This window comes from Aeromicrobium sp. (genome assembly GCF_036676885.1).
Lineage (GTDB): Bacteria > Actinomycetota > Actinomycetes > Propionibacteriales > Nocardioidaceae > Aeromicrobium.
This window is the reverse complement of sequence record NZ_JAKFCB010000310.1, coordinates 1-11,246: the sequence shown is the minus strand read 5'-3', so window position 1 is coordinate 11,246 and position 11,246 is coordinate 1. Positions and strand designations below refer to the sequence as shown.

Annotated in this window: 10 protein-coding genes; 3 read left to right on the top strand and 7 right to left on the bottom strand. The window is 69.9% G+C overall.

From position 1 onward, the window contains the following. From V6M46_RS14395 to tkt, 3 genes are all read right to left on the bottom strand, one after another. The coding region (locus V6M46_RS14395) for a glucose-6-phosphate isomerase (RefSeq protein ID WP_332666348.1) at positions 1-1,473 on the bottom strand (1,473 nt) is incomplete at its 3' end. Between the two features lie 3 nt (positions 1,474-1,476). Next, positions 1,477-2,565: a transaldolase gene (gene tal / locus V6M46_RS14390; protein WP_332666346.1), complete on the bottom strand. Its 1,089-nt coding sequence runs from the start codon at positions 2,563-2,565 to the stop codon at positions 1,477-1,479. 29 nt (positions 2,566-2,594) lie between these two features. Beyond that, positions 2,595-4,772 carry a transketolase gene (gene tkt / locus V6M46_RS14385; RefSeq protein WP_332666345.1) on the bottom strand — a complete coding sequence of 726 codons (2,178 nt, stop codon included), beginning with the start codon at positions 4,770-4,772 and terminating at the stop codon, positions 2,595-2,597. A gap of 109 nt (positions 4,773-4,881) precedes the next feature. Here tkt and V6M46_RS14380 point away from each other — a divergent pair, with 109 nt between their 5' ends. Next, entirely contained in the window at positions 4,882-5,805 is a 924-nt protein-coding gene (locus V6M46_RS14380) for a heme o synthase (RefSeq protein WP_442880525.1), read from the top strand. 31 nt (positions 5,806-5,836) lie between these two features. After that, positions 5,837-6,901 (top strand): hypothetical protein, encoded by a 1,065-nt coding sequence (locus V6M46_RS14375; protein ID WP_332666343.1) that lies wholly within the window; start codon positions 5,837-5,839, stop codon positions 6,899-6,901. A gap of 2 nt (positions 6,902-6,903) precedes the next feature. Here V6M46_RS14375 and V6M46_RS14370 read toward each other — a convergent pair whose 3' ends face one another. The 3 genes from V6M46_RS14370 to V6M46_RS14360 are packed head-to-tail and all read right to left on the bottom strand — an operon-like array spanning position 6,904 to position 9,502. Beyond that, entirely contained in the window at positions 6,904-7,818 is a 915-nt protein-coding gene (locus V6M46_RS14370) for a COX15/CtaA family protein (RefSeq protein WP_332666341.1), read from the bottom strand. Then, complete coding sequence (locus tag V6M46_RS14365) at positions 7,809-8,585, bottom strand: ABC transporter permease (protein ID WP_332666339.1); 777 nt, start codon at positions 8,583-8,585, stop codon at positions 7,809-7,811. Before V6M46_RS14365 ends, V6M46_RS14370 begins: the two co-directional genes overlap by 10 nt. Then, positions 8,582-9,502, bottom strand: coding sequence for an ABC transporter ATP-binding protein (locus tag V6M46_RS14360; protein WP_332666337.1), 921 nt, complete (start codon positions 9,500-9,502; stop codon positions 8,582-8,584). The genes V6M46_RS14365 and V6M46_RS14360 overlap by 4 nt, the downstream gene beginning before the upstream one ends. A gap of 50 nt (positions 9,503-9,552) precedes the next feature. Between V6M46_RS14360 and V6M46_RS14355 the strand changes: the two genes are divergently transcribed. After that, a complete protein-coding gene (locus V6M46_RS14355; RefSeq protein WP_332666335.1) occupies positions 9,553-10,650 on the top strand; it encodes an ATP-dependent DNA ligase in 1,098 nt (365 codons plus the stop codon). A 43-nt stretch (positions 10,651-10,693) separates the two neighbouring features. Here the strand turns inward: V6M46_RS14355 and V6M46_RS14350 are convergent. Further along, on the bottom strand, positions 10,694-11,246 hold a 553-nt coding region (locus V6M46_RS14350), incomplete at its 5' end, for a GTP pyrophosphokinase (RefSeq protein ID WP_332666333.1).

Sequence of the window (11,246 nt, the reverse complement as noted above, 5' to 3'; positions counted from 1 at the left end):
AGCCTGCGAGTCGATGAAGGTGCCGAAGGTGAAGTCCCGACCCGGCACCGCGAGGTCCTCGGCGGGCGTGCCCGTGATCTGCAGGAACACGCCGTTGGGCGTGCCGCCCTTGTGGTACTGGCCTGTCGAGTGCAGGAACCGCGGGCCCCAGCCGAACGTGACCGGCCGGCCGAGTCGCTGCGCGAGCACCTCGCGGACACCTGCGAAGTCGGCGTACGCGATGCGGTCGAGGTAGACCTGCACCGCGACGTAGCCGTGCTGGAGGTCGAGCTTGCCGAGGAGGGCGCTCACGGCCTCGGCGACGGTCAAGCCCTCGCCGTAGACGTCGATGCCCTCGTCAGTGGCGTCCGGGGTGGGCACCTCGCCGCCGCCGGACAGCAGCTCACGCGCCGCCTGCTTGGCGCTCTCGACGTCGGGCTGGTCGAACGGGTTGATGCCGATGATGCGGCCGGCGATCACGACCGCGACCTCCCAGAGCAGCAGCTGCGCGCCGAGGTCGGCGTCGATCGCCGCGGCATAGCCGGACTGCGCCTCAGGCACGTACGAGCTGCCGATCGACACCAGGATCGAGTCTGCGGTGCTGGGGTTGAAGTTGATCGCGTTCTCGTACGGCACGACGACCGGGAGGACGCCCTTGCCGAGCTTGCCCGTCGACTCGGCGACGAGCTGCTCGATCCAGTCGCCGACGCCGTGCCGGGTCTGGTCGGCGATCACGAGCTTGTCGACGCGGTGCCGGTTGGCGACCCCCATCAGGACGCCGAGGCGCAGCGCGGGGTTGTCGGCGTCGTCGGCGTAGAGCGCCGACTCGGCGCCCGCGGCCTGGTCGAGCAGCGCACCGATGTCCGCACCGGCCAGCCCGCTGGGGACCAGCCCGAACGCCGTGAGCGCCGAGTAGCGGCCACCGACGTGCGGATCGGCGCGGAACACGCGGTAGCCCGCCTTCGTGGCCTCGTCGTCGAGCGGTGAGCCGGGATCGGTGACCACGACGATGTGATCGGCGGGGCTCAGCCCCGCGTCGGTGAACGCCTGCTCGTAGGCCCGGCGCTGGCTGTCGGTCTCGACCGTGCCACCGGACTTGCTCGAGACGACCACGATCGTGCGCTCGAGACGATCGGTGACGGCAGACCGCACCATGTCGGGCTGCGACGAGTCGAGCACCGTCAGCGGGACGCCGGCCTGGTCGCAGATGACCTCCGGCGCGAGCGAGGACCCGCCCATGCCGCACAGGACGACGCGGTCCAGGCCCTTGGCCGCCAGCTCCTCGCGCAGCCCGGCGATCTCGGCGACCAGGGGTCGCGAGGCCTCCGGCAGCTGGGTCCAGCTCAGCCTGATGCTGGCCTCGGACTCGGCGTCAGGACCCCACAGCGTGGCGTCCTGGGCCGCGACGCGGGATGCGACGCGCTGTTCGACGGCATCGCGCAGCGCCGTTTCGAACTCGTGCTGGGCAGGGACCGTGAGCGCGATCTGCACCACGGCTCAGGCCTTGTCGAGCTCGGTCTGGACGGTCTCCAGCAACTCGTTCCATGAGGTCTCGAACTTGTCGACGCCCTCGACCTCGAGCAGCTCGACGACCTCGTCGTACTTGATGCCCTGGGCCTCGAGGTCGGCGATGACCTGGCGCGCGTCGTCGTACGTGCCGCGCACCGTGTCGCCGGTGACCTCACCGTGGTCGGCGAACGCTTCGAGCGTCTTCTCCGGCATGGTGTTGACGGTGTCGGCGACGACGAGCTCGCTGACGTACATCGTGTCGGGGTAGGCCGGGTCCTTGACGCCGGTCGAGGCCCACAGGGGCCGCTGCGTGTTGGCGCCCTTGGCCGCGAGCTCCTTGAAGCGATCCGACCCGAACACCTCTTCGTACGCCTCGTAGGCCAGCCGCGCGTTGGCGATGGCCGCCTTGCCGCGCAGGGGGCTGCCCTCGGGGAGGCGCTTGTCGATCTCGGAGTCGACCCGGCTGACGAAGAACGACGCGACCGACTCGATCGTCGAGAGGTCCTTGCCGTTGGCCGCGGCCTGCTCGAGGCCGTAGAGGTAGGCGTCCATGACGCCGCGGTAGCGCTCGAGCGAGAAGATCAGGGTCACGTTGACGCTGATGCCCTCCGAGATCGTCGCCGCGATGGCGGGGAGGCCCTCGACCGTCGCCGGGATCTTGATCAGCGTGTTGGGGCGGTCGACCCGCTCCCAGAGGCGCTTGGCCAGCGCCACCGTGCCGTCGGTGTCCTTGGCGAGGTCGGGATCGACCTCGATCGAGACCCGGCCGTCGACACCACCCGTGGCATCGAAGACCGGCCGCATGATGTCGCAGCCGTTCTGCACGTCGGTGGTGGTGAGCTCGAACACCGCCTCCTTGACGTCTGCGCCGGCTGCCTTGAGCGCCTTGACCTGGGCGGCGTAGCGCTCGCCCTGGGAGATCGCCGCGGCGAAGATCGTCGGGTTCGTGGTGACGCCGACGACACCGGAGTCAGCCACCAGCGAGGCGAGGTTGCCGGTCTCGATGCGCTCTCGGGAGAGGTCGTCGAGCCAGATCGATACTCCCGCGTCAGCGAGGGCCTGCAGTCGGTCATTCATGATGTCTCCTTGGAATTCAGTTGTGCTGGTCAGTGGGTCTGTGCGGCGTCGGCATTGTCGGCTGGACCGACTGCTCCGGCGGGCCGGGCGTGGAACGGTGCCGAGGGCTCGCCCGCGGCGGCGGCGATCGAGTCCTTGGCGGCAGCCGCGACGGCCTCGGCGGTGATGCCGAACTTGTCGTAGAGCGTCGCGTAGTCGGCCGAGGCGCCGTAGTGCTCGAGGCTCACGATGCGGCCGGCGTCGCCGACGACGTCGCGCCAACCGAGCGCCACACCCGCCTCGACCGAGACGCGTGCTCGGAGCTTCGGCGGGATGACGCTGTCGCGGTAGGAGCTGTCCTGCTGCTCGAACCACTCACGGCACGGCATCGAGACGACGCGCGCCGCGATGCCGTCGGCGGCGAGAAGCTCGCGTGCCTTGACGGCAAGCTGCACCTCGGAGCCGGTCGACACCAGGATCACGTCGGGCTCGCCGTCGGCGTCGATCAGCGTGTAGGCGCCACGGGCGACCTCGGAGGCCGAGGCCCAGCCGTCGGTGCCACGGGGGAACGTCGGCAGGTTCTGCCGGCTCAGGGCCAGTGCCGCCGGCCGGTCCGTGATGCCGAGGAGTGTGCGCCACACGGCGATCGTCTCGTTGGCGTCGGCGGGCCGGATCACGTCGAGGCCCGGGATGGCTCGCAAAGCGGCGAGGTGCTCGACCGGCTGGTGGGTCGGTCCGTCCTCGCCGAGGCCGATCGAGTCGTGCGTCCACACGTACGTGACCGGCAGCTCCTGCAGTGCTGCGAGGCGTACGGCGGGGCGCATGTAGTCGCTGAACACGAGGAACGTGCCGCCGTACGGCCGGGTCAGTCCGTGCTGGACCATGCCGTTCATGACCGCGCCCATCGCGTGCTCGCGGATGCCGAAGTGCAGCACCCGGCCGTACCAACCGCCCTGGAACTTGGCCGTCGAGCGCTCGGGCGGCAGGAACGACGGCTCGCCCTTGGGCGTCGTGTTGTTGGAGCCGGCGAGGTCGGCCGAGCCGCCCCACAGCTCGGGGAGGTGCGGAGCCGCGGCCGACAGGAACTCACCCGACGCGACGCGCGTCGCGACGCCCTTGGGGTCCGCTTCGTACGTCGGCAGGTCGGTGTCCCAGCCGTCGGGCAGCTGACGCTTGGAGAGCCGCTCGAGCAGCGCGGCGCCGTCGGGTGAGGCGGTCGCCCACGCGTCGAACCGCTTCTGCCAGGACTCGTGCTCGGCGACGCCGCGGTCGCGGGCCTTGCGGGTGTGCTCGATGACGTCGTCGTCGACGATGAACGACTGCTCGGGGTCGAAGCCGAGGAGCTGCTTGGTCGCCGCGATCTCGTCGGCGCCCAGCGCGGAGCCGTGAGACCCACCAGTGCCCTGGGCGGTCGGTGCAGGCCACGCGATGATCGTCTGGAGCCTGATGAAGCTCGGCTTGTCGGTGACCGCCGCAGCGGCCTGATAGGCGTCCCAGAGCGCCTGGACGTCCTCGACGTAGCCGGTGCCTCCGTTGGTCCAGTCGACGGTCTGCACGTGCCAGCCGTATGCCTCGTAGCGCGCCGCGACGTCCTCGGTGAACGCCACGTCGGTGTCGTCCTCGATCGAGATCTTGTTGTCGTCCCACAGCAGCGTGAGGTTGCCGAGCTGCTGGGTGCCCGCGAGCGACGACGCCTCGCCGGAGACGCCCTCCTGCAGGTCGCCGTCGGACGCGATCGCGTAGATGCGGTGGTCGAACGGGCTCTCGCCGGCGGCGGTGCTCGGATCGAGCAGGCCGCGCTCGCGGCGGGCCGCCATGGCCATGCCCACGGCGTTGGCGACGCCCTGGCCCAGGGGACCGGTCGTCACCTCGACGCCCGGCGTGTGGTTGTACTCGGGGTGACCCGGCGTCTGGCTGCCCCAGGTGCGCAGGCTCTTGAGGTCGTCAAGGGTCATCGGGTAGCCCGCGAGGAAGAGCTGGATGTACTGCGTGAGGCTCGAGTGGCCGCACGACAGGATGAAGCGGTCGCGGCCGGTCCAGTGCGGATCGGTGGGGTCGTGCCGCAGCAAGCGCTGGTAGTGCAGATAGGCCACGGGGGCCAGGCTCATCGCGGTGCCGGGGTGGCCGTTGCCGACCTTCTGCACGGCGTCGGCGGCCAGGAGACGAACGGTGTCCACGGCCTTCTTGTCGAGGTCTGTCCACTCGAGGGAGGGGGTTCCGGACGTCACAGCTCTGGCTCCTGATGGTTCGAACGAGGGTCTGGTTTGGGCGGCGCCACAGGCCGCAATGACGAGCCTACTCGTGTCCTCTAGACTGCTGAACGTGACCGCCGTCGACGTGAGATCCGCCGCGTCGGCCGACGTACCCACCGAGCCGCGCTTCACCGAAGTCGTCAAGGCGTACGTCGCGCTGACCAAGCCGCGCATCATCGAGCTGTTGCTGCTCACGACGGTCCCGATCATGTTCCTGGCCGAGCAGGGAGTGCCGTCGGCATGGCTCGTCGTCGCCACGGTCGTGGGCGGAACGCTCTCGGCCGGCAGCGCCAACGCGCTCAACTGCGTCGTCGACGCCGACATCGACCAACTCATGCGGCGCACGTCCCGCAGGCCGCTGCCGCGTCACCAGGTCGGCACCCGCGGTGCCCTCTGGTTCGGCCTCGCGCTCGGTGTCATCTCGACCGTCTGGCTGTGGACGCTGGTCAACCCGTTGTCGTCGATGCTGGCGCTGGCCGCCAACGTGTTCTACGTCGTCGGCTACACCATGATCCTCAAGCGCCGCACGACCCAGAACATCGTCTGGGGCGGAGCGGCGGGCTGCTTCCCGGCGCTGATCGGCTGGACCGCGGTCACCAACGAGCTGGCCTGGGCCCCGGTCGTGATGTTCATGGTGGTGTTCTTCTGGACGCCGCCGCACTTCTGGTCGCTGGCCATGCGTTACCGCGAGGACTACGCCGCCGCCAGCGTCCCGATGCTTCCGTCGGTCGTCTCGTCGGCCGAGGTCGCCAAGCAGATCGTCACCTACTCGTGGGTCATGGTCGCGACCTCGCTGCTGCTGTGGCCCATCACGCCGACGGGCTGGTTCTACCCGGCCGTCGCGATCACGCTCGGCATCGTGTTCCTCGTCGAGGCCTACGACCTCAAGTCGCGCGCGCTCGACACCGAGGACCTCGCGATCCTCAAGCCCATGCGGTTGTTCCACTACTCCAACGCCTATCTGGCGCTGCTGTTCGTCGCGGCCGCGGTCGATCCCTTCCTGCGGTGACCGCCGGCCGGCGTCTGCGTACGCTGGCGGGGTGAGCTCCCCGGGTTACCGTCTCGTCGCGGCGGCGCGCGAGCTCAACCTCTCCGAGCGGTTCTTCGCCCGGTTCAGGCGCGTCGGCCTGCGCGGCGTGCTCGCCGACCTCAACCGCGTCGGGGCGCACGCCGACGTACCGGGTGAGGCCGCCATCGCCGGAATGACGTGGCAGGACGACGACCGCGACACCCGGCGCTGGTATCCCCAGGGCATCACGACGTCCGCCGACGCGTACGGCGCCGAGCCCAGCGGCGGCATGTACGAGGGCCACAACGTCGTGATCACCAGCTGGTACGCCCACGGGTGGCGCGGCTGGCTGCAGCTGGGCTCCCGCATCTCGGTCATCGACTGGACCGACGACGAGCCGCCGCGCTATCGGCACGTGCTGCTCACGACGCCGCAGCGCTGGTGGTTCTTCCACCGGCTACGCCCTGTGCGGGTGCATGCCGGCGGGATCGTCTGGTACGGCGACCACCTGTTCGTCGCGGGCAGCTCGTCCGGCATCCGGGTGTTCCGCCTCGACGACATCGTGCGGGTCCGCAACCGGCTGCGCACCAAGGGCTATCGCTACGTGCTCCCGCAGTACTCGTCCTACGCCGCCGAGCACGACGAGGCGGGCAACCGCATGACGTACTCGTTCATGTCGCTCGACCGCGCCGGCGCCGAGGACCACCTCGTCGCGGGGGAGTACGGCCGCAAGGGCGGTAGCCATCGGCTGATCCGTTATCCCATCGATCGCGACACCCAGCTCCTGCGGAGCGACGAGCGGGGCTGGGCGGTGGCGACCGAGCTGCATGACCGGCAGGTCGCCCGGATGCAGGGCGCCGTGGTCGTCGACGGCACCTGGGCCATCACGTCGAGCAACGGCGAGGGCAACCCCGGGGACCTGTGGGTCGGGACGCCCGGCAACTACAGGCGGCACCGCGGCGTCCTGCCGACCGGACCCGAGGACATCACGTACCTCCCGCAGCGCCGGTGGCTGTGGTCGCTCACCGAGTGGCCGGGTCGCCGCTGGGTCTACGCGATAGACGCCGACCGCTGGCTGACGTCAAAGGACGACTGACCTCACGCGGGGTGACGGTCGAACGACTCTGACACCGAGGTTGCGGGCGCCGGTGCCACGACGGTGACAAGCAGCCGGGTTCCGCCGGCGATCAGGGCAGCGGCGCCGACGAGGTGGGTTGCCACCAGGGCGATCGGCAGGTCGGTGAAGTACTGCACGAACCCGATCGTGCCCTGTGCGAGCTCGAGCGCCAGCAGGATGATCGCGACGCGGGCGGCGGGGGTCCGCCGCAGGATCACGCACGCCGCGAGCGTGAGCGCGACCAGCAGGTAGACGCTCACGGCGTGCACATGGCTCATGACGTGCGGGTCAAGCCCGTTGCGCCGCGCCTCGGCATCGCCGGCGTGCGGCCCGGCGCCCGTGACCATGGTGCCGAGGTAGACCGCGACCCACAGCACGACGTACGTCGCGAGCACGACCGGCGCGGAGAACCTGGGCCGGGCGAACGCGCTGCCGCCGCGGATGCGGAAGACCAGCAGCATCGACGCCGAGACCAGCAGCATCGACAGGATCAGGTGCAGCGACACGACCCAGGGGTTGAGGTCGGTCAGCACCGTGATGCCGCCGATGACGCCCTGGAACGGCACACCGAGCGCGATGAGCGCCGCGAGGCGCCGCAGCTCGCGGGTCGTGCCCGACCAGCGCCAGACCGCCACGAACGTCGCGATGACGACCGCGATCAGCACGTACGTCAGCATGCGGTTGCCGAACTCGATGGCACCGTGCACACCGAGCTCCCGATGCGGCACGAACGAGCTGTCGGTGCACTGCGGCCACGTGGGGCAGCCCAGGCCCGAGTCCGTCAGGCGTACGAGACCGCCGGTCAGCACGATCACGATGTTGGCGACGACCGCCGCCCAGGCCCAGCGCTCGACGTCGGCCCGTTGCGGTGCCCGCAGGCTTGCTGTCACTCCCACTTGAACGTCCTTGAGACTCCGAGGCCGCAGCACACGGCCCACACGATCAGCACCACGACGGAGAAGGCACCGGGGCCCTGCCCGGCGAAGGTGTCGCGCAACCCTTGTCCGAGCGCTCCGGACGGCAGCAGCTCGAGCACGTGACGCGCCGCCTCAGGATAGCGGCTGAGCGGCACGAGGAGGCCGCCGCCGACGAGCAGCAGGACGTACACGAGGTTGGCGACGGCAAGGGTCGCCTCGGCGCGCAGCGTGCCGGCGATGAGCAGTCCGAGCGAGCCGAACGCCGCCGTGCCGAGCACCGCGAGGAGGACCATCTGCGCGAACGCCGTCACGCCGCCGTGTGGCTCCCAGCCGAGGAGGACGCCGACGACCGACAGCAGCGTGAGCTGGGCGATCTCGACGACCGCGATCGCGCCGATCTTGCCCAACATGAGACCCCAACGCGGGAGCGGCGAGGCGCCGAGACGCTTGATGACGCCGTAGCGGCGCTCGAATCCCGTGGCGATGGCGAGCGACGTGAATGACGTCGACAGGATCGCGAGGGCGAGGATGCCGGGCGTGATGATGTCGATGGACCGTCCGGCGCCGAGGTCGACGATGTCGTCGGAGCGGGTGCCGAGCACCAGCAGCATCAGCGGGATGACGAGTGTCAGGAGCAGCTGCTCGCCGTTGCGCGACAGGAGTCGCAGCTCCATCGCGACCTGCGAGCGCAGCATCGCCGGCGTGGCCGCGGCGCCGGGGCTGGGGGAGAGGTCGAGGGCTGTCATCGCAGTGCCTTGCCGGTCAGCTCGAGGAACCGGTCCTCGAGGGTCTGCCGCTCCACGAGCACGGAATCGGTGAGCACGCCCTCGCCGGCGCACCACGCCGACAGGGTCGCCAGCAGGGCCGGGTCGACGTGGCCGGCGATGACGTACGCACCGGGGCTCACCTCGTCGACCTTGGTGTCGTGGGGGAGCGCGAGCATCAGGTTCTCGACGTCCAGCCCGGCCCGGGCGGTGAAACGTACGGTGTTCTTGGCCCCGGAGGATGCGAGCGCGTGGGGCGTGCCGGAGGCGATGACCCGTCCTTCGTCGACGATGTGCACCTGGTCCGACAGCGTCTCGGCCTCGTCCATGAAGTGTGTCGTCAGCACCGTCGTGACCCCGCTGGCGCGCAGCTCGGAGATCAGGTCCCACGTGGAGCGACGGGCCTGGGGGTCGAGGCCGGCGGTGGGCTCGTCGAGGAACAGCAGCTCGGGACGGCCGACGATCGCCATCGCGAGGCTGAGCCGTTGCTGCTGCCCGCCGGAGAGCCTGCGGTAGGGCGTCGAGCCGTAGCCCTGCATGCCGAGCCGCTCGATCAGCAGGTCGACGTCGAGCGGATGGGCGTGCAGCGAGGCGATGTGGCGCAGCATCTCGTACGCCCGGGCGCCGGACCACGCGCCTCCGGACTGGAGCATCACGCCGACGCGTGGCTTGAGCTTGCGGCCGTCGGCGATGGGGTCGAGGCCCAGCACCCTCACGGAGCCGCCCTGGGGTGTGCGGAACCCCTCGCAGGTCTCGATCGTCGTGGTCTTGCCAGCCCCGTTGGGTCCCAGGATCGCCGTCACGGTGCCCGGCTCGACCGTCAGGCTGAGGCCGTCGACCGCGGTCACCGAGCCGTATCGCATGACGAGATCGATGACCTCGACGACGGGCTGATTCACCTGATCAGTGTAGGTGTCGGCTGTCGGGTGCCGGCTCTAGGCTGTCGGTCATGGATCTCCCCGTCATGCCCCCGCTGCAACCCATGCTGGCGAAGTCGGTCAAGGGTGTTCCGGCTGCCGACTCGGTCGAGGGCGGGCTGTCGTACGAGCCGAAGTGGGACGGCTTCCGGTGCATCGTGTTCCGCGACGGTGACGAGATCGAGCTGGCCAGCCGGTCGACCAAGCCGCTGACCCGCTACTTCCCCGACGTCGTCGAGGCGATCAAGGCCGAGACCCCTGACAGATGCGTGCTCGACGGCGAGATCTTCATCGCGATCGACGGGCGCCTCGACTTCGACGCTCTGTCGCAGCGCATCCATCCCGCGGCATCCCGCGTCGCGACGCTGGCCGAACGCACGCCGGCCTCGTTCGTCGCGTTCGACCTGCTGGCGCTCGACGCCGAGTCCTTCCTGGCCGAGCCGTTCTCCGTACGCCGGGCCCGTCTCGAGGCGGCGCTGGAGTCGGCCGCCGACCCGATCCATGTCACACGTACGACCACCGACGCGGCCGAGGCGGAGGAGTGGTTCGGCATCTTCGAGGGCGCGGGGCTCGACGGCGTCGTCGCCAAGGCCCTCGCCAGGCCCTACGCGCCCAACGGCCGCACGATGCTCAAGGTCAAGCACTCCCGCACCGCCGATGTCGTCGTGGCGGGCTACCGGCTGCACAAGACGTCGACGCCGGAGCGTCCGCTGCTGGGATCGATGCTGCTCGGCCTCTACGCCGACGACGGCCAGCTGCAGCACGTCGGCGTCGCCGCATCGTTCACGGAGTCACGGCGGGCCGAGCTGATCGCCGAGCTCGAGCCACTCATCGTCGACACGTCGGAGCACCCGTGGGGCAAGTGGCAGGACGCCGAGGCCCAGGCCGGCTCGCGGCTGCCCGGTGGGCAGAGCCGATGGTCAGGCACCAAGGATCTCTCGTTCGTGACCCTCGCGCCGACCCGCGTCGCCGAGGTCGGCTACGAGCACATGGAGGGCGTCGGCGACGGTGCCCGTTTCCGCCACACGGCGCAGTTCAAGCGGTGGCGCCCCGACCGCGAGCCGACGTCCTGCACGTACGAACAGCTCGAAGAGGTCGCCAGGTACGACCTCAGCCAGATCCTGACCTGACCTGGTCTCGAAACACCCGCTCGTCCGTCGCGGTCAGCCGAGATCAGCGGCTGAGCCGGCGCAGCCGCTCGATGAGCTGCTCGTCCGGCACGGCGTTGGTGTGCTTGGTCAGCTCGTCCTTGAGCGCCTCGGGCAGCTCGCCCGACGTCTTGACCTCGGTGTGCAGGCGCTCCATCGTCGCGTCGAGCTCACCGGCGGTCTCGGCCGCGTCCTTGAGACCGTCGAGCAGCGACTGGGGTACGTCCTCGCGGTACTTGTAGTGGATCTTGTGCTCGAGGCTCGCCCAGAAGTCCATCGCGATCGTCCGCAGCTGCACCTCGACGAGCACCGGAATCTCACCGTCGCTGAGGAAGACCGGCACCTCGACCAGTGCGTGCAGGCTGCGGTAGCCGTTGGGCTTGGGCGTCTTGATGTAGTCACGCACCTCGACGACGCGTACGTCCGACTGCCCGGTCAGGAGGTCGAAGATCGTATAGACGTCCGACACGAAGCTGCACGTCACGCGTACGCCGGCGATGTCGGTGATCCGCTCGGCGATCGACTCGAACGTCGGCTCGCACTTCTTGCGGCCCATCTTCTCGACGATCGACTCGGGG

Coding starts and splice junctions, on each gene's coding strand:
- tal (WP_332666346.1), bottom strand. CDS start 2,565: ATGAATGACCGACTGCAGGCCCTCGCTGACGCGGGAGTATCGATCTGG.
- V6M46_RS14355 (WP_332666335.1), top strand. CDS start 9,553: ATGGATCTCCCCGTCATGCCCCCGCTGCAACCCATGCTGGCGAAGTCG.
- V6M46_RS14365 (WP_332666339.1), bottom strand. CDS start 8,585: ATGACAGCCCTCGACCTCTCCCCCAGCCCCGGCGCCGCGGCCACGCCG.